This is a genomic window from Streptomyces angustmyceticus, assembly GCF_040701845.1.
In the GTDB taxonomy this organism is placed as follows: domain Bacteria; phylum Actinomycetota; class Actinomycetes; order Streptomycetales; family Streptomycetaceae; genus Streptomyces; species Streptomyces angustmyceticus_A.
On the sequence record NZ_JBFBHQ010000002.1, the window covers coordinates 407,556 to 428,413 of the forward strand.

Annotated in this window: 22 protein-coding genes; 12 read left to right on the forward strand and 10 right to left on the reverse strand. The window is 72.2% G+C overall.

Translation table 11 applies throughout. The features are described from left to right. Positions 1–14 precede the first annotated feature (14 nt). Positions 15–743, reverse strand: a complete 729-nt coding sequence (locus AB0411_RS05775) for a lysophospholipid acyltransferase family protein (RefSeq protein ID WP_366415967.1) — start codon at positions 741–743, stop codon at positions 15–17. Positions 744–930: 187 nt separating this feature from the next. Between AB0411_RS05775 and AB0411_RS05780 the strand changes: the two genes are divergently transcribed. Continuing rightward, on the forward strand, positions 931–1,605 hold the full coding sequence (locus AB0411_RS05780) for an amidohydrolase family protein (RefSeq protein WP_366415968.1): 675 nt from the start codon (positions 931–933) through the stop codon (positions 1,603–1,605). A gap of 72 nt (positions 1,606–1,677) precedes the next feature. On the opposite strand, the gene AB0411_RS05785 is transcribed toward AB0411_RS05780, so the two are convergent. Then, positions 1,678–2,433 carry a type 1 glutamine amidotransferase domain-containing protein gene (locus AB0411_RS05785; protein WP_366415969.1) on the reverse strand — a complete coding sequence of 252 codons (756 nt, stop codon included), beginning with the start codon at positions 2,431–2,433 and terminating at the stop codon, positions 1,678–1,680. Between the two features lie 155 nt (positions 2,434–2,588). Between AB0411_RS05785 and AB0411_RS05790 the strand changes: the two genes are divergently transcribed. Both AB0411_RS05790 and AB0411_RS05795 read left to right on the forward strand, forming a co-directional pair. Then, positions 2,589–3,260 carry a hypothetical protein gene (locus tag AB0411_RS05790; protein WP_366415970.1) on the forward strand — a complete coding sequence of 224 codons (672 nt, stop codon included), beginning with the start codon at positions 2,589–2,591 and terminating at the stop codon, positions 3,258–3,260. 207 nt (positions 3,261–3,467) lie between these two features. Next, positions 3,468–3,902, forward strand: a complete 435-nt coding sequence (locus AB0411_RS05795; RefSeq protein WP_366415971.1) for an SSI family serine proteinase inhibitor — start codon at positions 3,468–3,470, stop codon at positions 3,900–3,902. 46 nt (positions 3,903–3,948) lie between these two features. Here AB0411_RS05795 and AB0411_RS05800 read toward each other — a convergent pair whose 3' ends face one another. From AB0411_RS05800 to AB0411_RS05820, 5 genes are all read right to left on the reverse strand, one after another. Then, complete coding sequence (locus tag AB0411_RS05800; RefSeq protein WP_366415972.1) at positions 3,949–4,107, reverse strand: hypothetical protein; 159 nt, start codon at positions 4,105–4,107, stop codon at positions 3,949–3,951. 105 nt (positions 4,108–4,212) lie between these two features. Next, positions 4,213–5,172 carry a cytochrome c oxidase assembly protein gene (locus tag AB0411_RS05805; protein WP_366415973.1) on the reverse strand — a complete coding sequence of 320 codons (960 nt, stop codon included), beginning with the start codon at positions 5,170–5,172 and terminating at the stop codon, positions 4,213–4,215. A 132-nt stretch (positions 5,173–5,304) separates the two neighbouring features. Further along, on the reverse strand, positions 5,305–6,330 hold the full coding sequence (locus AB0411_RS05810; protein WP_086716725.1) for a 6-phosphofructokinase: 1,026 nt from the start codon (positions 6,328–6,330) through the stop codon (positions 5,305–5,307). A 190-nt stretch (positions 6,331–6,520) separates the two neighbouring features. Further along, a complete protein-coding gene (locus tag AB0411_RS05815; protein ID WP_086716724.1) occupies positions 6,521–7,249 on the reverse strand; it encodes a type 1 glutamine amidotransferase in 729 nt (242 codons plus the stop codon). Positions 7,250–7,287: 38 nt separating this feature from the next. Further along, positions 7,288–8,526: a MurT ligase domain-containing protein gene (locus AB0411_RS05820; protein ID WP_366415974.1), complete on the reverse strand. Its 1,239-nt coding sequence runs from the start codon at positions 8,524–8,526 to the stop codon at positions 7,288–7,290. A 184-nt stretch (positions 8,527–8,710) separates the two neighbouring features. On the opposite strand from AB0411_RS05820, the gene def reads away from it, so the two are divergent. Further along, positions 8,711–9,268 (forward strand): peptide deformylase, encoded by a 558-nt coding sequence (def, locus tag AB0411_RS05825; protein WP_366415975.1) that lies wholly within the window; start codon positions 8,711–8,713, stop codon positions 9,266–9,268. 35 nt (positions 9,269–9,303) lie between these two features. Here the strand turns inward: def and AB0411_RS05830 are convergent, their stop codons facing one another. Next, on the reverse strand, positions 9,304–9,951 hold the full coding sequence (locus AB0411_RS05830) for a TetR family transcriptional regulator (RefSeq protein WP_366415976.1): 648 nt from the start codon (positions 9,949–9,951) through the stop codon (positions 9,304–9,306). Between the two features lie 163 nt (positions 9,952–10,114). Between AB0411_RS05830 and AB0411_RS05835 the strand changes: the two genes are divergently transcribed. The 3 genes from AB0411_RS05835 (at position 10,115) to gcl (ending at position 14,722) form a co-directional block, all read left to right on the forward strand. Continuing rightward, positions 10,115–11,341, forward strand: coding sequence for an acyl-CoA dehydrogenase family protein (locus AB0411_RS05835; RefSeq protein WP_366415977.1), 1,227 nt, complete (start codon positions 10,115–10,117; stop codon positions 11,339–11,341). Between the two features lie 378 nt (positions 11,342–11,719). Next, positions 11,720–12,343, forward strand: coding sequence for a restriction endonuclease (locus tag AB0411_RS05840; protein ID WP_366415978.1), 624 nt, complete (start codon positions 11,720–11,722; stop codon positions 12,341–12,343). Positions 12,344–12,940: 597 nt separating this feature from the next. After that, positions 12,941–14,722, forward strand: coding sequence for a glyoxylate carboligase (gene gcl / locus AB0411_RS05845; RefSeq protein ID WP_366415979.1), 1,782 nt, complete (start codon positions 12,941–12,943; stop codon positions 14,720–14,722). Positions 14,723–14,878: 156 nt separating this feature from the next. Here gcl and AB0411_RS05850 read toward each other — a convergent pair whose 3' ends face one another. Next, positions 14,879–16,189 (reverse strand): cytochrome P450 family protein, encoded by a 1,311-nt coding sequence (locus AB0411_RS05850; RefSeq protein ID WP_366415980.1) that lies wholly within the window; start codon positions 16,187–16,189, stop codon positions 14,879–14,881. 155 nt (positions 16,190–16,344) lie between these two features. On the opposite strand from AB0411_RS05850, the gene AB0411_RS05855 reads away from it, so the two are divergent. The 5 genes from AB0411_RS05855 (at position 16,345) to AB0411_RS05875 (ending at position 19,998) form a co-directional block, all read left to right on the forward strand. After that, the gene (locus tag AB0411_RS05855; RefSeq protein ID WP_086717821.1) at positions 16,345–16,572 is read left to right on the forward strand and encodes a hypothetical protein; all 228 of its coding nucleotides are present in this window, start codon (positions 16,345–16,347) and stop codon (positions 16,570–16,572) included. A 266-nt stretch (positions 16,573–16,838) separates the two neighbouring features. After that, positions 16,839–17,012 carry a hypothetical protein gene (locus AB0411_RS05860; RefSeq protein ID WP_366415981.1) on the forward strand — a complete coding sequence of 58 codons (174 nt, stop codon included), beginning with the start codon at positions 16,839–16,841 and terminating at the stop codon, positions 17,010–17,012. A 120-nt stretch (positions 17,013–17,132) separates the two neighbouring features. Then, positions 17,133–18,653 (forward strand): AlkA N-terminal domain-containing protein, encoded by a 1,521-nt coding sequence (locus AB0411_RS05865; RefSeq protein WP_366415982.1) that lies wholly within the window; start codon positions 17,133–17,135, stop codon positions 18,651–18,653. Then, positions 18,650–19,162: a methylated-DNA--[protein]-cysteine S-methyltransferase gene (locus AB0411_RS05870; RefSeq protein WP_366415983.1), complete on the forward strand. Its 513-nt coding sequence runs from the start codon at positions 18,650–18,652 to the stop codon at positions 19,160–19,162. The genes AB0411_RS05865 and AB0411_RS05870 overlap by 4 nt, the downstream gene beginning before the upstream one ends. 95 nt (positions 19,163–19,257) lie before the next feature. Continuing rightward, the gene (locus AB0411_RS05875; RefSeq protein WP_366415984.1) at positions 19,258–19,998 is read left to right on the forward strand and encodes a 2OG-Fe(II) oxygenase; all 741 of its coding nucleotides are present in this window, start codon (positions 19,258–19,260) and stop codon (positions 19,996–19,998) included. 41 nt (positions 19,999–20,039) lie between these two features. On the opposite strand, the gene AB0411_RS05880 is transcribed toward AB0411_RS05875, so the two are convergent. Next, entirely contained in the window at positions 20,040–20,804 is a 765-nt protein-coding gene (locus AB0411_RS05880) for an SDR family NAD(P)-dependent oxidoreductase (protein ID WP_366415985.1), read from the reverse strand. Between the last annotated feature and the right edge of the window lie 54 nt (positions 20,805–20,858).

Consider the following 20,858-nt stretch of genomic DNA (forward strand, 5'->3'; position numbering starts at 1 on the left):
GGCGGGCCGGCCGCTCAGTCCGCGGACTCCTTCCCGTGCCCGCGCCGCCCGTGCGCCCGCGCCCGTGCCTGTGCCGCGGCCTTGGCCTCGCCCGCGTACGTGTCGACGTACTCCTGCCCCGACAGGGTGAGGATCTCGTACATGATCTCGTCGGTGACGGCGCGCAGCGCGGCCCGTTCGTCCTCCAGCCCCGCATAGCGCGAGAAGTCCAGCGGCGCGCCGAAGCGGATGGTGATCCGCATGATGCGCGGCAGCCGCCGGCCCGTCGGCTGCGCCTCGAACGTGCCGATCATCGCGCACGGCACCACCGGCACCCCGGCCTTGATGGCCATCGAGGCGACGCCGGTGCGGCCCTTGTAGAGCCGGCCGTCGTGCGAGCGGGTGCCCTCCGGATAGATGCCCAGCAGCCGGCCCTTGCGCAGGACGGCGAGACCCGAGGAGATCGCCGCCTGCGAGGCGCGGCCCCCGGACCGGTCCACCGGAATCTGCCCGACCCCGCGGAAGAACGCCGCGGTCAGCCGGCCTTTCAGACCGGGCCCGGTGAAGTACTCGGCCTTGGCCAGGAACGTCACCCGGCGCGGCACGATCGCCGGCATCACGAAGTGATCGGCGAACGACAGGTGATTGCCCGCGATGATCGCCGCGCCCTCCGCCGGCACATGATCGAGCCCTTCGATCCGCGGCCGGAACACCAGCCGCAGCAACGGCCCGAGAAGCAGGTACTTGAGCACCTGGTAGAACACAGGGCAACCCCATTCCGTCGGCTCGCCCGGGCAGCTACGTCGTTCCAGGTCACACGGGGTGCCCGGGGACGGCCAGTGAGTCTATGGGCAAGCGCCGGGGCGGGTGGGCACCTTCGGCCGGATCGATGCCGACTCTTTTCCGATGCCCCGGTGGACGCGTCAAGAACCCGGCGGGAAGCTGAAGGGGATGCGCACCGATGTGCACGCCCATCTGTGGAGCGAGGACTACCTGCGGCTCCTGGAGTCCTACGGGCGCCGGGACGCCGCCGCGCACCGCGGCCTGGGAGCCGGCGACCGCCCCCAGGAGCTGGACGCCCGGTTCGCGATGAACGACGCGGCCGGAATCGACCACCAGATCCTGTCCGTATCGCCCCAGGGCCCGTACTCCCCGGACATCCGGCAGGCGGTGACGGCCGCCCGGCACGCCAACGACCACTACGCCGCCCTGGTCCGCGACCGGCCCGCCCGGTTCTCCGCCTTCGCCGCGCTCCCGCTGCCCCACCTGGACGCGTCCCTGGAGGAGCTGGCCCGTGCGCTCGACGAACTCGGCATGGCGGGCGCCGGCGTCACCACCGACGTCCTCGGCCGAAGCCTCGGCGACCCCGCCTCCACCCCGCTCCTGGCGGAGCTCGACCGGCGCGGCGGCGTCCTGTCCCTGCACCCCTCGGGCCATGACGCCGGATCACCGCTGATCGCCGCGCACCGGATGCGCTGGATGGTGGGCGCGCCGCCGCCGACTCCTACGGTGCGGACCGGCTGCTGCTCGGTACCGATTTCCCCTACCGGAGCGGTCAACAGCTGTGCCGGGCCGTGTCGTTCATCGAGGAGGCCCTCCCGCCCGAGCGGGCCGAGCAGGTGCTGACGGCGGGGGCCCGGCTGCGCAGGCCGCAGGCTGCCTAGGACGGCCGACGGGCCGCCGCCCCTGCCCGCCCCCTCAGCGCGCCCCGGCCTCCAGGAGCGCACGGAACCGGCGTCCGAAGAGGTAGGCGTCGCCCGGCCAGCGCGCCGAGAGGTAGTTGCCGTCCTGCACGACGAACGCGGCGGAGTCGTCGGTCGCGGTGCCCCGCGCGGCAAGGACCCTGGGCCCCCGCTCGAAGCGGGCGTCCGGGCCGGTCAGCGCGGCCCTGACCTCGTCCTCCACATACGCCGGATAGGTGCGGTAGTAGCGGCCGAGCCGCCACGCGGTGGCCAGATACGCGGCCCGCTCGAGGTACTTCGGCAGACAGGTCGTCCGCCGGCCTGCCAGCAGGCTGCGGCCGGTGGACGCCTCCCGGGCCCGCGCCGCCACCAGCACGCCGTGGCAGATCGCCCCGACCGGCCGGTCCAGCGCCCAGAACCGGGCGACCTGCTGCCGCAGCACCTCCGAGCCCAGGTACTGCCGCATCCCCGGTGCGTGCCCGCCCGGCAGGATCAGCCCGTCGTACTCCTCCGGGACCAGCTCCGCCCAGCCCACGGTGGCGGTGAACTCCTGGCTCCGGGTGAGCTCTTCGTAGAAGCGCTTGGGCTCTTCCGCTGCGCCGAGCCGGCCGAAGAGGACACCGGTCAGCAGCCGCGGGTCACCGGCCGGCCGGGAGCCGGCCTGTTCGGTGGCGAAGACGACCTGGTGGCCGGCGTCGGTGAGCAGCCGCCACGGCACCGCCACTTCGGTGACATCGGCATCGCGGTCGGGGACCGGCATCAGCACGCGCATCGGGGCATCCTCGCAGGTCCTCGTTACCTTTCGGTAGCCGGTTTGGCATCCCCGGACAACTTTCAACTCGCCGTGAACGAGGGCGGGTTGACTCGCCGTATTGCCCGGTGACCGAGCCCGGACCCAGTGTCCGGGCCGAGGACAGGAGTGCACAGATGTCCCGGAAGAAGAGAGTCGGCAAGCGCCAGAAGATCGTCATCGGCGTCAGCGCCGCCGCGCTGGTCGGCGGCATCGCCATCGTCACCGCGGGCACCAGCCAGGCATCGGTGGCGTGCGACGGACTGGCCACCGCCCTGAGCAACAACCAGAAGTTCATCGCCGACCAGCAGGCGAAGCCGGACGCCCAGTCGGCGGCACGGATCGCCAACCGCCAGGCCGTGATCAAGCAGATCCAGGTCCAGCAGAAAGCCGCCGGCTGCTCCGCCGAACAGGGCGGGGGTGACGCCGCGGGCGCTCCGCCGACGGGCAACGAGCCGCCCGCCTCCAGCGCTCCCGGGGCGTCCGAGGCCCCGTCCGGGTCGGCGGATCCGACCGCCTCGGCCGCCCCGCCCGCGTCGGACGACCCGCCGGCCGCCGACGGAGACGTGGTCTGCGCCGGCTCGACGGTGACCCTCTCCGGCGAGGGCGGTGCCCCGGCGGCATCCAGCGACCAGTTCCCCGTCGGCACCAAGCTGAAGGTGACCAACCTGGACAACGACAAGTCGACGACGGTCTCCGTGACCTCGGCCTCGGGCAGCTGCGCCCTGCTCAACAACGCGGCCTTCGAGCAGGTGCGCGAGGAGGGGAAGTTCCTGATCCGCCACGCCCGGATCGAGCGGGTGAAGTAATCCCGGTCCGGGTGGCCGGCAGCGGAGTCGCCTCCTCCGCTGCCGGCCACCCCTGTCGTCGAGGGGCGATCGCCGGTCCGTACGGGCGACCTGACGGCGTGCCCGCTTGCCCGCCGCGGCCCGGCGCGGTGGCCTGGGGCCGCCGGGCGCCACGCGTCGCTGTCAGGCTCCCGCAGGTGACCCCACCGAGCTTCCCAGGAGACTTCGATGCCCGTGAGCCCTCGACGCCGATCCGTCCGTGCCACCCTGACCGTGTCCGCGTCCGCGCTCGCCGCGCTGTCCGCGTCCCTGCTCGGTACGCTCGCCGCCGGCCCGGCGCGGGCCGACGAGCCGCCCACCGTCGACCAGGGCCTGCTGCTGACCGTCTCGGGAGCCGGCAACACCTGGAGCCGGGGGGTGCGGCTCAGCTGCCCGGACATCCACGGCAGGCACCCGCACGCGGCCGCCGCCTGCGACGCGCTGGCCTGGGCGCGCGGCAACCTGGACGCCCTGCCCGGCCACCCGCAGGCCTGCACCAGGGAGTACGACCCGATCGTCGCCACCGCGACCGGAATCTGGCACGGCACCGTGGTGAACTGGCGCAAGGAGTTCCCCAACGGCTGCACGATGGATGCCGTGACCGGGCCGTTGTTCCGCTTCTGACGGCACCGGGGCGACGCGCCCGCACCGCCCCGCCGGAGCGGCGGGCTCAGACCGGCCGTGCCGCCGCCATGCCCACCGTCACCAATGCCAGCACCACCCAGCAGAACCAGAGCCAGCCGTTGGCGCCCATCGCCACGGTGTAGGCGGTCGCCACCACCAGCCCGCCCACCGTGCACACGGCCATCGTCCTAGCAGATCCGGGCATACCCGCACCCTCCTCACGGCGGCCCGGGGCACGCATGCCGCGGGCCGCGGCCATGGGACCATCGTCCCCGGCCGCGGCCCGTACCGCCAGAGTGGCGACCCGCCGTCACCGGCTCCGCGCGTCGAGCGAGGCGAGGTAGGCGTTGTAGTCCGCCAGATCCTTGTCGCCGTTGCGGTCCGCGGCCCGGTCCGCACGCTGCGACTGGCGCTCCTCGGACTTGTACCACTGGAAGACCAGGGCGATCAGCACCACCACGGACGGGATCTCGCTGAAGGCCCAGGCGATGCCGCCGGCCGCCGTCTGGTCGGACAGCGCCTCGATCCCGAGTGAGGACGGCGGGTGCAGGAAGGTGTCGACCATGGGCTCGGTGGCCATCATCAGGGCGATGCCGAAGAAGGCGTGGAACGGCATGCCCGCGAACAGCTCCAGCATCCGCATCACATAGCCCGGCCGGTGCGGGCCCGGGTCGACGCCCATGATCGGCCAGAAGAACACCAGGCCGACCGCGAGGAAGTGCACCATCATCCCGATGTGCCCGGCCCGGGACTCCATCAGGAAGTCGAACAGCGGGGAGAAGTAGAGGGCGTAGAGGCTCGCGATGAACAGCGGGATGGTGAACGCCGGGTGCGTGATGATCCGCATGTAGCGGCTGTGCAGCAGCGCCACCAGCAGTTCGCGCGGCCCCTTGCGCCCCCGCCCGGCGGCCGGCAGCGCGCGCAGCGCCAGCGTCACCGGTGCCCCGAGCAGCAGCAGGATCGGCGAGAGCATGCTGATGACCATGTGCTGGACCATGTGCACGCTGAACATCGCCATGCCGTAGTCGTTGAGCTGGGTGCACATCACCAGGGCCACCGTCACCAGACCCAGGGCCCAGGCGACGGTCCGGCCCACCGGCCAGGCGTCGCCCCGCCGCCGCAGCCGGATCACCGCCCAGCCGTACAGCCCGAGTCCCAGCAGGCAGCCGACGAGGAAGAACGGATCACCACCGAACTCCAGGCCCCGCGCCAGCGTGAACGGCGGCAGATCCATGTTCATGCCGTCCATGCCGTGCCCGCTGTGATCCATCCGCTCGCTCCTGATTCGTACCAATGCTCCGGCGACAAGACTAGAACCGCCCCCGGCCGGACCATGCGGCAGGGCCGCATATCGGTGCGATGGCCGGGGGCGGTTCGTGCCGCACGGGCTACGGCGCCGGGGTCACAGCACGCACTCGGCCTCGTCGTAGCGCTCGGTGGGCACCGTCTTGAGGGTCTCCACGGCCTCGGCCAGCGACACCAGCGTGATGTCGGTGCCGCGCAGCGCCGTCATCATCCCGAAGTCGCCGCGGTGCGCGGCCTCGACGGCGTGCCAGCCGAAGCGGGTGGCGAGCACCCGGTCGTACGCGGTGGGCGTGCCGCCGCGCTGGACGTGCCCGAGGATGACCGGCCGGGCCTCCTTGCCGAGGCGGTTCTCCAGCTCCACCGAGAGCTGCCGGGCGACACCGGCGAACCGCTCATGGCCGTACATGTCCTTGCCGCCGACGTCGAAGGTCATCGTGCCCTCGCGCGGCTTGGCGCCCTCGGCGACGACCACGATCGCGAACTTCTTGCCGGCCTCGAACCGCTCGGAGACCCGTGCGGTGAGTTCCTCGATGTCGAAGGGCCGCTCCGGGACCACGATCGCGTGCGCACCGGCCGCCATGCCCGAGTGCAGCGCGATCCAGCCGGTGTGCCGCCCCATCACCTCGACGATCATCACCCGCTGATGGGACTCGGCGGTGGTCTTGAGCCGGTCCAGCGCCTCGGTGGCCACGCCCACCGCGGTGTCGAAGCCGAAGGTGACGTCCGTGACGGCGATGTCGTTGTCGATGGTCTTCGGGACGCCGACGATCGGCAGCCCGGCGTCCGACAGCAGCCGCGCCGCCTTCAGCGTGCCCTCGCCGCCGATCGGGATGATGGCGTCCAGGCCCAGCTCGGCGACGTGGCCGCGGGCCCGCTCGACACCGTCGCGCAGGTGGGCGGGCTGCACCCGCGAGGACCCGAGGATGGTGCCGCCGCGCGCCAGGATGCCGCCGACGGCGTCGAGGTCGAGCTTGCGGTAATCGCACTCCAGCAGGCCCTTCCAGCCATCACGGAAGCCGATCACCTCATCGCCGTGATCGGCGGTGGCGCGGTGGACGACGGAGCGGATGACGGCGTTCAGACCGGGGCAGTCGCCGCCGGAGGTGAGTACACCAATACGCATTGCTCGAAAAACCCTCTGCAACTCAACCGGGGGCCCGGACCCCGTCGTCCGGTTGGATTCCGCTCACCCTACAAGCGCAGGGCCCCTGGGCACACGTACGCCCGCAGTGCGGACTGCGGGCGTACGAAAAGGGGTTCATTCCGGCAGATGCCTCATATCGGCGAACCGCCCGAACCGGGAGGAAGCCGTATCAGGCAGGCTGGGTCGCCGCGGCGATCCGCTCCTGGCGCAGCGCCTCGTACCAGCGGTCCTCGACCGGCGGCAGGGCATTGACGTCCAGCGCCAGCTTGATCAGCAGGTCGGCGATGTGCGGATTGCGCGCCATCACCGGGCCGTGCATGTACGTACCGAAGACGGTGTCGTTCCACGCGCCCTCGTAGCCGTCGCCGACGCCGTTGCCCTTGCCGAACCGCACCTTGGCGAACGGCCGGGCGGTCTTGCCCAGGTGCGTCACGCCCTGGTGGTTCTCGAAGCCGGTCAGCGGCGGCAGGCCCAACTGCGGGTCGATGTCGGCGAGTACGTCGCCGACGCAGCGCTCGGCCTCGCCACGGGTGCTGACCACGTCCAGCAGCCCCAGGCCCTCCTGCCGCTCCCCGAGGTCGTTGATGAACTCATGACCCAGGATCTGGTACCCGGCGCACACCGAGAAGACGATCGCGCCGTTGGAGACCGCACGGCTCAGCCCGCCGTCGCGGATCAGCCGCTCGGACGCCAGCCGCTGCGGCCGGTCCTCGCCGCCGCCGATCAGATAGATGTCGCCGGAGGTGGGAATCTGCTGGTCGGACCGTACGTCCAGGCGCTGGACGTCCAGGCCGCGCTGGCGCGCCCGCCGCTCCACCACCAGGGCGTTGCCCTGGTCGCCGTACGTGCTCAGCAGGTCCGGGTAGATCCACACCAGGCGCAGGCTGTTGTCACTCATGCTCGCTCGTCCTTGTCCGTAACGTCGGTGGACCGCACTCAGTTGCCCACGCGCCGGCGCAGGTCCTGGAAGGCCGTGTAGTTGGCGATGACCTCGATCCGTCCGGGCGGTGCCATCCCCACCGCCTCGTCGAGGCTCTCGCACACGTGGAAGTCCAGCCCCGCGACCTCCAGGCGCACCGCCAGGTCCAGCTTGCGGTCGCCGAGGACGAAGATCGGGTGCCCGGCGAGCCGGGTGTAGTCGACGTCCCACAGCCAGGAGGTGTCCGTGCCGTCCGCGCCGCGGGCGTTCACCGACATGATCACCGGGGTCGGCGGCGGGTCGATCAGCGAGAACGTCTCCAGCCAACCGGCCGGGTTCTTCGCCAGCAGCAGCCGCAGCTCCCGCTCCATGAACGTGACCACGTCATAGCGACCGGCCACCGCCTGCACCGAGAACATCCGCTCCAGGGCCACCTGCGGCGGCACCCCGAAGGCAGCGGCGACCGCGGCGGACGTGGTGGCGTTCGCCTTGTTGGCGCGTCCCGGCAGCTGCAGCTTGATCGGCCACGCGCTGCCGTGCGGGTCCAGGACATGATCGCCGGACAGCGCCCAGCTGGGCGTGGGACGGCGGAAGCCGCACTCCGCGCAGAACCAGTCCTCGCTCGGCCGCTGCATCACACCACCGCAGGACGGGCAGGACCAGGCGTCGTCCTTCCACTCCTGCCCCGCCGCGACCCAGACCACGTTCGCGGACGACGAGGCCGCCCAGACGATCAGCGGGTCGTCCGCGTTGGCGATGATCAGGGCCTTGGAACCGGCCAGGCCCTCTCGCCAGTGCTCGGCCAGCATCCGGGTCTCCGCGGCGCGGTCGAGCTGGTCGCGCGAGAGGTTCAGCAGAGCTATGGCCTTCGGTGTCACATCGCGTGCCACACCGGCGAGGTACTTCTCGTCCACCTCGATGACGCCGTAGCGGGCGTCCGACCCACCGGCCAGCGCGGAGGTGATCCCCGCCGGCATGTTGGCGCCCAGCGCGTTGGAGACCACCGGGCCGCTGGCCCGCAGGGCCTCCGCGATCAGCCGCGTCGTGGTCGTCTTGCCGTTGGTCGCCGACACCAGGATGACGTCCAAGTGCCGGGCCAGCCGCGCCAGCAGGTCGGGGTCGAGCTTGAGCGCCACCCGGCCACCGATCACCGATCCGCTGCCGCGGCCCGCCGCGCGCGACACCGCCGCCGCGGCCTTGCCCGCCGTCACGGCCAGCTTGGCCCGCGGCGACAGCGGCTCCGTGTTGCCTGCCATCGTCCTTGATCCTCCTTGCATCCGGCGCCCGCCTGCCCTGAGGCTGCCGGTGGAACGCTTCCTCCGCAGCCGATGACCGGCCGAGGCTTCGGTCGGGGATCAGCCTATCGAGATCCGGGCCCGGGCCCGAACCCCGCCACCCGTCCGGCGACATCCCGGGCGCGCCGGACCGTACGCTTGGCCCATGCCTCCCCGCACCATCCCCGGCAGTTCCGGCCGGGTCCGCCCGCTGCGCCTGCTCGGCGATCCGGCCCTGACCGAGCCCTGCCGGGAGGTCACCGCCTTCGACGGCGAGCTGGCCCGGCTGGTCGAGGACATGTACGCGACGATGTACGCCGCACACGGTGTGGGCCTCGCCGCCAATCAGGTCGGCGTCCCGCTGCGGGTCTTCGTCTACGACTGCCCCGACGACGAGGAGGTCCGCCATCTCGGGCACCTGGTCAACCCCCGGCTGGTGGAGACCGACGGCCCGGTCTTCCGCGGGCCCGAGGGCTGTCTCTCGCTGCCCGGCATCGAGGCCGGCACGCCGCGCCACGACCACACCGTCGTGACCGGGTTCAGCGTCACCGGCGAGCCGAGGACCGTGACCGGCACCGGCTTCTTCGCCCGCTGTCTCCAGCACGAGTGCGATCACCTCGACGGCGGGCTGTACGTCGACCGCCTCACCGGGCTGCGCCGCCGCCGGGCGCTGCGCGCGGCGGCCAGGGCCCCGTGGGCCGCGACGGCGGCGCCCGGCCGCTGAGGGGCCGGCGCCGCCGCCTTGTCACGGTCCGGTGCTCAGAAGCCGGGGCCGCCCACGCGGTCCTCGACCGCGGCCAGCTGCCCCCAGAGCAGGTCGGCGAGCTGTGTGACCAACTGCTCGCGTGAACAAGGGCGTTCCCGAAGCCACCAGTCGCCTGCCCCGTGCATCATGCCGACGATGCCGTGGCCCCATACGCGTGCGGTCAGTTCCCCGCCCGGCCCCAGGTCGAGCCGGTCGGTGATCACCTTGGCCAGCTCCTCGCCGAGCCGCCGCAGCAGCGGGGCGGAGTGCCGCCCGACGTCGAAGCCGGACTCCGGTGCGTTGTCCTCGTCCGACGGGTGCATCAGGAAGCGGTACACCTGCGGCCGGGCCTCGATCGCGAGCAGATAGGCGTCGAGGGTGGCCTCGACCCGGTCCCGGCGCAGGACGGGCGCGTCCAGCGCGGTGGCCAGATTGGCCAGCAGGGCGTCGGTGTGCCGTACGGCGAGCGCGCGGTACAGGCCGCCCTTGTCGCCGAAGTGCCGGTAGAGGATCGGCTTGGTGATGCCGGCCTCGGCGGCGATGGCGTTCATCGACGCGTCCGGGCCGTCGCGCAGCACAATGCGCTCGGCGGCCTCCAACAGCTCCCGCCGTCTGCGCTCGGTCGCCGTCTGCTGGCGGCCGCTGTGCTCGGTGCTTTCCATGGTCGTGCTCCCCACCCTTGTGAATCCGTGGCGCTCGCGCAACGTAACACCCGATCTCCACGGTGAATTCGTTCTCAGGGGAGTTGACATCTTCTACTGACGAGTAACACACTGCGGGTTACCGCTAGTAACAACAGTAATGCCTGGCAGCAGTGGAGGGGACATGGCCGAGTTCACCATGGAGCTCAACGACGAGCAGAAGGAAGTCCGTGACTGGGTTCACGGCTTCGCCGCGGACGTCATGCGCCCTGCCGCCGCCGAATGGGACGAGCGCGAGGAGACCCCCTGGCCGGTCATCCAGGAAGCCGCCAAGATCGGTCTGTACTCGCTGGACTTCTACGCCCAGCAATTCTTCGACCCCACGGGCCTCGGCCTCCCCATGTCCATGGAGGAGCTCTTCTGGGGCGACGCCGGCATCGGCCTGTCGATCGTGGGCACCGGGCTCGCCGCCGTCGGTGTGCTGGCGAACGGCACCGAGGAGCAGATCGGCACCTGGGTCCCGCAGATGTACGGCGACGCCGCCGACGTGAAGGTCGCCGCCTTCTGCTCGTCGGAACCGGACGCCGGCTCGGACGTCGCCGCGATGCGGACCCGCGCGGTCTACGACGAGGCCAAGGACGAGTGGGTGCTCAACGGCACCAAGACCTGGGCGACCAACGGCGGCATCGCCAACGTCCATGTCGTCGTCGCGGCCGTCGAACCCGACCTCGGCTCCAAGGGCCACGCGTCCTTCATCATCCCCCCGAACACCCCCGGCCTCTCCCAGGGCCAGAAGTTCAAGAAGCACGGCATCCGCGCCTCGCACACCGCCGAGGTGGTCCTCGACGACGTCCGGGTCCCCGGCCACTGCCTGCTCGGCGGCAAGGAGAAGCTCGACGAGCGCCTCGCCCGTGCCCGCGAGAAGGCCAACAACGGCGGCGAGCGGGTCAAGAACGCCGCCATGGCCACCTTCGAGGCCTCCCGCCCGGCCGTCGGCGCGATGGCGGTAGGCACCGCCCGCGCCGCCTACGAAGAGGCCCTGGAGTACGCCAAGACCCGCTCCCAGTTCGGCCGCCCGATCATCGACAACCAGGGCGTGGCCTTCCAGCTCGCCGATATGCGGACCCAGATCGACGCCGCCCGCCTCCTGGTCTGGCGCGCCTCCTGGATGGCGGTGACCGGCAAGCCCTTCACGTCCGCCGAGGGCTCCATGTCCAAGCTCTTCGCCAGCGAGGTCGCCAAAAAGGTCACCGCACAGGCCGTCCAAATCCTCGGCGGCAACGGATTCACCCGCGAATACCCGGTCGAGCGGATGCACCGCGACGCGGCTATCTACACCATCTTCGAAGGCACCAGCGAAATCCAGCGCCTGGTGATCGCCCGGACGATTTCGGGCATGCCGATCCGCTGAGACGTATGCGCCGTAAAGCGCGCGGAGTTGAGTTTTGCGTGGGCCCCGCCCGGTCGTCGGGCGGGGCCTTTTCGCTGCCGTGTCCACTGGCACCGGATTGCGGTTCCGGGAGATTTTCGGGGGAGCGACTCGCCGGCTCCCGCCTGCGGGAGGGAGGGCGGCAGCGCCAACTGCTCCACGGGCGGGAATTTCCGCTGCGGGTGTGCGGAATTCCCGGGAGCGGAAGCGTGCGCGACCGTGGGCGCCACTGCCCCTCCGCCGCTCCCGGATCCGGCTGTTACGGGCAATCGCCCCGTGTCCTCGACGAAGCGGGCGAACACCCCTCGTGGTGGAGATTCTGCCGATAATCTCCCCGCATACCGACACAGGGGGACGAACATGGCCGCACCCGTCCGGCGCCCGCAGCGTGCCACCACCCGCCGGACCGTTGTGTTCTACGGCAAGGCCTGCGGCCTCATGGCGGGAATCGCCATGCTCGTCCTGATGATCCATGACGGGCTCGGCGCGGGGGCCGCGGTCCTCCTGGTGACGCTCGTGGGCGGCGTCCTCGCCGTCCGGCGCGCCCGGGCCGCCGACCGTGCCCGGCTCCGTGAGATCCGGGCCGCCCGGTCCATGGAGATCGGCCGCTATCACGCCATGAACCCGCGCGAGTTCGAGGAGGCGATCGCCTTCCTGTGCCGGCGCGACGGGTGCCGGGACGCCCGCCGCGTCGGCGGAGCGGGCGACCTGGGTGCCGATGTGACCGCCGTCGCCCCCGACGGGCGCCGGATCGTCATCCAGTGCAAGCGCTACGGGCCGACCAGCAAGGTCGGCTCCCCGGACCTCCAGCGATTCGGCGGAACCTGCTACAGCGTCCACGGCGCCCAGGTCGCGGCCGTCGTCACCACGTCCGTGTTCACCAGGCCGGCCGCCGACTACGCCGTCCAGCAGGGCATTCGCTGTTACGACCAGAACGCGTTGGCCGCATGGGCCTCGCGTACCGGTCCGGCGCCCTGGATGTAGACCGCGCGCGAGGAAAGCTCCGGGGCCGGCGCGGAATCCGTGCGCCGGTGATCAGGGGCCGCCGACCGGGTCCGCCAATGATGACGTTCCGGTTTTCGGAAAACACCCCTTCAACCTTCAACCAGCGTAGGGCGGTTGACTCCCGCCGCAATCCCCAAGGGGTCCGGTTCGGTCTCTCGGTGCTATCCCGACCGGCCGGCCGATGCGGTCATCACCTGGGTGGAGGCGGCGGAGAGAAGAAGCGGAACTCGGGCACTGCGGTGATTCCGCTTGAGCATGCGGACGGACTTCCGCGGGTGATGAGGCAACGGCGGATCGGCCGCGGTGTGCCTTCGTGCGGAGGTCCGTCGCAAGGAGGTGCGGCGGGCTCCGTCGTGCCGTCGGGGTGTCGTCGCTCAGCCCCTGCCGACGGTTGCCGGCCCGTGCCCGCCCTCCTCCGGTCCTCCCGGTGCCGGACGCCCGGCTTCCCCTTGACGGGTGGATCGCCGCGCTCTACGTTCCTTCCATAAAGCAAAACATTAATTCCATGATGCGGAATTAGTCCCCTCCGGCCGTTCGTCGGAGCTTGCCCGTGACAGGTCGACGCAGGAGTACTCGATGCCTCGAATGACAGCCGCTCGCGCCGCGGTGGAGATCCTCAAGCGTGAGGGCGTGGCCCACGCCTTCGGAGTGCCGGGTGCCGCGATCAACCCCTTCTACGCGGCGCTGAAGGGCGCGGGCGGGATCGACCACACGCTGGCCCGCCACGTCGAGGGCGCCTCGCACATGGCCGAGGGGTACACCCGCACCCACCCGGGCAACATCGGCGTCTGCATCGGCACCTCCGGCCCGGCCGGCACGGACATGATCACCGGCCTCTACTCCGCGACCGGCGACTCGATCCCGATCCTGTGCATCACCGGCCAGGCGCCGACCGCGGTGATCCAGAAGGAGGACTTCCAGGCCGTCGACATCGCCGCGATCGCCAAGCCGGTCACCAAGGCCGCGACCACGGTCATGGAGGCCGCGCAGGTCCCCGGCGTCTTCCAGCAGGCCTTCCATCTGATGCGCTCCGGGCGGCCCGGCCCGGTCCTGATCGACCTGCCGATCGACGTCCAACTCACGGAGATCGACTTCGACCCCGAGACGTACGAGCCGCTACCGGCCTTCAAGCCGACCGCGACCCGCGCCCAGGTCGCGAAGGCCCTCGCCCTCCTCAACGAGTCCGACCGGCCGCTGATCGTCGCCGGGGGCGGCATCATCAACGCCGACGCCGCCGACCTGCTGGTCGAGTTCGCCGAGCTGACCGGCATCCCCGTCGTCCCCACCCTGATGGGCTGGGGCATCCTCGCCGACGACCATGAGCTCAACGCCGGCATGGTCGGCCTGCAGACCTCGCACCGCTACGGCAACGCGACCTTCCTGGAGTCCGACTTCGTCCTGGGCATCGGCAACCGCTGGGCCAACCGCCACACCGGCAAGCTCGACGTCTACACCCAGGGCCGGAAGTTCGTCCACGTCGACATCGAACCGACCCAGATCGGCAAGATCTTCGCCCCGGACTACGGCATCGCCTCGGACGCCAAGGCGGCACTGGAGCTGTTCGTCGAGGTCGCGCGCGAACTCAAGAACGCGGGCGCGCTGCCGGACCGCTCCGACTGGGCCGCCTCCACCCAGGTGCGCAAGGCCCAGTTGCAGCGCCGTACGCACTTCGACGACATCCCGATGAAGCCGCAGCGCGTCTATGAGGAGATGAACAAGGCCTTCGGCCCGGAGACCCGCTACGTCACCACCATCGGCCTCTCCCAGATCGCCGGCGCGCAGATGCTGCACGTCTACAAGCCGCGCCACTGGATCAACTGCGGCCAGGCCGGGCCGCTCGGCTGGACCATCCCGGCCGCGCTGGGCGTGGCCACCGCCGACCCGGAGACGCCGGTCGTCGCCCTCTCCGGCGACTACGACTTCCAGTTCATGCTCGAAGAGCTGGCCGTCGGCGCCCAGCACCGGATCCCGTATGTGCATGTCCTGGTGAACAACGCGTACCTGGGACTGATCCGCCAGGCCCAGCGCAACCTCGACATCAACTTCCAGGTCAACCTGGAGTTCGAGAACATCAACGCCCCCGAGCTGGGCGTCTACGGCGTGGATCATGTCAAGGTCGTCGAGGGACTGGGCTGCAAGGCCCTCCGCGTCACCGACCCGAGCGAGTTGGGCGCCGCCTTCGAGGAGGCCAAGAAGCTGGCCGCCGAGCACCGCGTCCCGGTCGTCGTCGAGGCGATCCTGGAGCGGATCACCAACATCTCGATGAGCGGCAGCGACATCGCCAGCGTCAACGAGTGGGAGGACCTCGCGACCGAGCCGGGCCATGCGCCGACCGCGATCAAGCCGCTCAAGGTCTGACGCCGGACCGGTCGGCCCTGGGCTCGCGCGGTGGCCGGACGGGTCCGATGACGGGTTTGGTCCGCTGCGCGCTCGGGACGGCGGGCGCGGTGACCACCCGTGTCGTGACCACCGGCGCCGTGACCGCCGCACCGCGGTCACGGCGCCGGTCCACGGTCATGGGCCGAGGTGCACCGGCAGGCCGGCCAGCCCGTGCATCAGGCGGGTGCGACGCCACTCCAGCGCGTCCCAACTGTCCACCGCGGGCCGGATGCCCGGGAAGCGCGTCAGCAGTACCTCGAAGGCGATACGGGCCTCCACGCGGGCCAGCGGTGCTCCGAGGCAGTGGTGCGGGCCGTGTCCGAACGAGAGATGACCGCCCGGGCCGTCGGAACCCCGGAGCCCTTCCGGGGGCCGGGGGCCCCGGGGGCGGTGCGGAGGCCCCGGAGCGTCACCTGGCTCCGTCGGCTCCGTCGGTTCCGTGGGCTCCGTACGGCGATGACGGTCGAGGCGTACGTCGTCCGGCGCGACGAACCGGGCCGGATCGCGGTTGGCGGCTCCGGGGGACACCAGCACCACATCTCCCGCGCCGATCCGGGCGCCGCCGAGGTCGAACGGCTCGGTGGCGAAGCGGAAGGTCGCCAGGGTGATCGGGGCGTCATGGCGCAGGAACTCCTCGACGGCGGCGGGGAGCAGCGCGGGATCGGCCCGCAGGCGGGAGCGGAGCGCCCCGTCCCGGAGCAGGGCCAGCATGCCGTTGCCGATGAGGTGGGTGGTCGTCTCATGGCCCGCGACCACCAACAGCACGGCCAGCGACACCAGTTCGGCTTCGGAGAGCCGGTCCGCCTCGTCGCGGGCGGCGATCAGCCCGCTGAGCACATCGTCCCCGAGGTCCTCGCGCCGCGCCGCGATCAGCCGCGTCATGTAGTCGCTGAGGGCGTGCGACGCGCGGTCGACGGTGTCCGGCGCCCCCGCGGCGAACAGGTCATGGGACCAGCGTCGTACCGCCGCACGGTCCGCCTGCGGCAGCCCCAGCATCTCGCTGACCACCGCGATCGGCAGCGGCTCGGCGAACTCCAGGACGAGGTCGGCCGACCCGCGCGCGGCCAGTGCGTCGGCCAGCTCCTCCGCGATCGCACGGATCCGGGGCTCCAGTCGTGCGACGGCCGCCGGAGTGAACGCCCTCATCGCCAGCTTCCGCAGCCGGCCGTGGTGCGGCGGGTCGGTGGCGAGCATGGTGCGGCTGACGGCGGGGGCCAGCCGGCGAGTGCCGGGCCGGTCGGCGAAGTAGCGGGCGGTGTCCTTCGACAGCCGCGTGTCCGCCAGCGCCGCCCTGGCCTCCGCCCAGCCGGTGACGACCCATGTCGTACGGCCGTTGTCCGTCCGTACCCGCTGCACCGGGCCGCGCGCCCGCAGGGCGGCGAGCAGCGGATACGGATCCCGGGAGAACTCCGCTGAGTCGATGGGGTGGTTCACGGTCGGCCTCATGATCCCGTCGTGGAGGTCGGTTCCGGGGCGCTGGGGAGCGGCCTCCTGGTAGCCCCGGCCACCGGCCAGCCTAGTGAATGCTCGCGGGGGCAAGGATTGCTGCTCATGGCGGCTGCCGAAATGCGCGAGCCAAGAGCGCGGCGCACGCTGGATGCATGTCCGAGCATCCGCCTGTCATCGTGCACCCGCCGACCCCCTCCGGTGGCCGACGGGTGACCGTGCGTGGGCAGATCGTCGGCCTGGCCCACGGCCGTGGTGACGTCGCCGAGTTCCTCCGCCGTGCGGGCGTCGCCGGCCCGGCCGAGGACATCGCACTGGACGACCCCCGGCTCGTCGAGTGGCGCGGCGGTTCGCTGGACGACTGGCCGATGCCGCCGGCGTGAGCCGGTGCGCGCGCTCTGACGGGGCCGACGGCTTCCGTACGGCTGACTGCGGGGCCGACCGGCACCGATGTCCGTCCCGCCGCACGTCGCACGGGGCCGTCGGACACCGCTCGCTCCCCGTCCCGCGGCACGCCCCGCGTCGCCCCGTCCCACGCTGACCGCGGTACGACAGGCGGCTCGAGCCGCCGCGGCGCGAGCACGTACGCTGGCGGCCGGCGGCCTCCGGGCTGCCGGTTCGTGAGGGTGCGGCAGAAACGGGAGCAGGCGTGAGCGACGACGGTGACAGCGGCTACGACGACGGCGGGGCGCAGAGCGGAAGCTCCGTGCTGCACGGCCGGTCGGCGCACGCCACGGACCTGAGTGTCCTGCGCAGGGCCATGCGCTGGGAGACACTCGCGATCGTGGTGATCCTGGTGGTCCTGGCCGCGGCGGCGTCCTAGAGGCGGCCACCCGGGCGCTTCATGCCTGCCGGGCCGCCTCGAACCGGCCCGCCGCCCCCCGAACGCGGCGTCCGATTTCCGCCAGCACTGCCGCCCGACCTGCTGCACAGTGGACCTGTGATGAGCGAGGACAGCAGGTACGAGGCGGTGCGCAGCAGGGATGCCAGGTTCGACGGCGCCTTCTTCTTCGCGGTGTCCACGACCGGGATCTACTGCCGGCCGAGCTGCCCCGCCACCACGCCCCGACGGCGGAACGTCGCCTTCTTCCCGACCGCCGCGGCCGCCCAGGGCTCGGGCTTCCGGGCCTGCCGCCGCTGCCGCCCCGACGCGGTGCCCGGCTCCGCCGAGTGGGATGCCCGCGCCGATGTCGTCGGGCGGGCGATGCGGCTGATCGGCGACGGCGTGGTGGACCGGGAAGGCGTCGCGGGGCTGGCGGACCGGCTCGGGTACAGCGCCCGGCAGGTGCAGCGGCAGCTGACCGCCGAGCTCGGCGCCGGCCCGGTGGCGCTGGCACGGGCGCAGCGTGCCCACACCGCGCGGGTCCTGCTGCAGACCACCGGGCTGCGGGTCGCCGATGTCGCGTTCGCCGCCGGGTTCGCCAGCGTGCGCCAGTTCAACGACACCATCAAGGAGATCTACGCGCTCACGCCGAGCGAGCTGCGCACCGCCCGCCCCGGCAAGACGGCCCGGTGCGGTCCGGCGGCGCCGCCCGCCACGCCCGGGGTGCTGCCGTTGCGACTGGCCTTCCGCGGCCCGTACGCGGCAGGACAGCTCTTCGACCACCTCCAGCGGCGTGCGATCACCGGGATCGAGGAGGTCGTCGGCGAGCCCGGCGCCCGCACCTACCGGCGCACCCTGCGGCTGCCGAACGGAACCGGTATCGCCGAGGTCGACGAGGTGACGGGCGACGGCTGGCTGGACTGCCGGCTGCGCCTCACCGAGCTGCGCGACCTCACCACCGCGGGGCAGCGCGTGCGGCGCCTCTTCGACCTGGACGCGGATCCGTACGCGGTCGCCGAGCGGCTCGGCGAAGACCCCGCCCTGGCCCGGCTGGTGGAGCGCCACCCCGGACTGCGGTCCCCGGGAGCCGCCGCCCCGGACGAGCTGGCGGTCCGCGCCGTGCTCGGCCAGCAGGTCTCGGTCGCGTCGGGACGCGCGCTCGGCGGCGCACTCGTCGCCGCGTACGGCGAACCGCTGCCGGAGCCGTCCGGCACGCTCACCCACCTCTTCCCGCGCGCCGACGATCTGGCGGCGGCCTCGCTCGCGGAGGTCGGCATGCCCGGATCGCGGCGGACGACCCTGCGCGCCCTCGGCGCCGCGCTCGCCGACGGCACCGTCACGCTGGACGCCGGAGCCGACCGGGACGAAGCCGAACGGGCGCTGCTCGGCCTGCGCGGCATCGGCCCGTGGACCGCGGGCTACATCCGGATGCGCGCCCTGGGGGACCCCGATGTGCTGCTGACCGGCGATGCGGCCGCACAGGCCGGAATGCGCCGGGCCGGAGTCCCCACGGACGGTCCGGCCGCGCGGTCGGACGCCTGGCGCCCCTGGCGCTCGTACGCCCTGCACCACTTCTGGAACGCGCCGGTCACCGAACCGGCCCACCCCCGTCCCTCCGCCACGGAAAGCACCCGACCATGACGCTCTGCACCACCCTCGACAGCCCGCTGGGCGAACTCCTGCTGGTGGGCGAGGAATCAGCCGCCGCACCGGGCGGCATCGCGCTCGCCTCGCTGAGCGTGCCCGGCCAGAAGGGCGGCGCGACCGTCCAGGACGGCTGGACGCACGACCCGGACGCCTTCGCCGAGATCGCCCGTCAGCTGCGCGCCTACTTCGACGGGGAGCTGACCCGCTTCTCCCTCGCCTTCGCCGACACCCGGGGCACGGACTTCCAGCGGCGCGTGTGGCGGGCCCTGGAGGGCGTCCCGTACGGGACCACGACCACCTACGGGGCCATCGCGGCCGGGATCGGCGCGGCGCGGGGGGCGGTGCGCGCCGTCGGCACGGCGATCGGCGCGAACCCGCTGCTCGTCGTCCGGCCCTGCCACCGGGTGATCGCCGCGGACGGGTCCCTGTCGGGCTACGCGGGCGGGCCCGTGCGCAAGCGGCAGCTCCTCGGCATCGAGGGGGTCGCGCCGGACGCCGGCTGAGTCCGCCGTACCGGACGCGGGCCGCCCCCGCACCGCACCGCACCGTCCCGCTCCCGTGAGCCGCCCCGCCCGCCCCCACTCCCCCTGGAGACGCCATGACCACCACGACCACCCGGGGCCGGGCCCGCCCCACGGCGCTCGCCGAGCGGGTGGCGGCCGCCGACTGGACGGCGCTGGCCGCGGAACTCGACGCCCTGGGCTGCGCGTTGACCCCACGGCTGCTCGGCCCGGCCGACTGCCGCGCCCTGGCCGCGCTGTACGACGACCCCGCCCGCTTCCGCTCGACCGTCGACATGGCACGGCACCGCTTCGGCTCGGGCCAGTACCGCTACTTCGCCGACCCGCTGCCCGAACCCGTCCGGGCCCTGCGCGAGGCGTTCTACCCGCACCTGCTGCGGACCGCCCGCGACTGGGCGGCCCGACTCGGCAGGCCGGCCCCCTGGCCGGACACCCTGGGGGAGTGGCTCACGATGTGCCACGACGCCGGGCAGACCAAGTCCTCGCAGATCCTGCTGCGTTACGGGGCGGGCGACTGGAACGCGCTGCACCGCGACCTCTTCGGGGAGATGGTCTTCCCCCTCCAGGTCGTCATCGGCCTGGACGGGCAGGGCACCGACTACACCGGTGGTGAATTCCTGCTCGTCGAGCAGCGGCCGCGGGCACAGTCCCGCGGCACCACCACCGTCCTGCGGCAGGGCCACGCCCTGGTGTTCACCACCCGCGACCGCCCCGTGCGCTCCGCCCGCGGCTGGTCGGCCGGCGCCGTACGCCATGGGGTGAGCACCGTCCGCTCGGGCCACCGGCACTCCCTGGGCCTGGTCTTCCACGACGCCTGACCACGCCGCGGCGCACCCGGCCCAGGGCCGCGCCGACGGGGTCAGAGCATCGAGCCGCCCGTGACGTCGAAGCGCTGGCCGGTGATCCAACGGGATGCGTCCGAGGCCAGGAACGCGGCGACGTCCGCGATGTCGGAGGGGTGGCCGATGCGGTTGAAGACGGAATAGGCCGCCAGCGCGGCCCGCCCCTCCGGCGTCGCCCGCCGCGCCGCCGTCACATCGGTCTCGACCCAGCCGGGTGCGATGGTGTTGACCGTGATCCCGCGCGCGCCGACGTCCTTGGCAAGGGTGTGGGTGAGTGTTTCCAGGGCGCCCTTGGCGACGCTGTAGGCGATCTGCGTAGGGTGCGCCGTAGTCGTCACCGCCGACGAGATGTTGATGATGCGTCCGCCGTCCCGCATCCGCTGCAGACCGTGCTGGATGAGGAAGAACGGGGCCCTGATGTTGACTGCGAGGGTGCGGTCGAACTCCTCGTAGGTGACCTCGTCCATGCGCCCGGGGAAGTTCTGAGCCGCGTTGTTGACGAGAATGTCGAGGCCGGGCTCCGCGCCGGAGGCGGCGAGTTCGGCGTCGAAGGCGGCGAAGAGGGCCTCGGCGTCGCCGGGAACTCCCAGTTCCGCGCCGACTATGAAGGCCCGGCCGCCCGCACGCGTGATGCTTTCGGCCGTTTCCTTGGCCGCGGTGTCATTGCTGCCGTAGTGGACGGCGATCAACGCACCGTCCTCCGCGAGGCGCTGGGCGATGCCCCGTCCGATGCCGCGGCTGGATCCCGTCACCAGTGCGGTCTTCCCCTTGAGGTCACCCATGATCGTTCTTGGCCTTCCGCTCAACTGTGGCGGCGTGCTGCCGCCGGCTGCTTT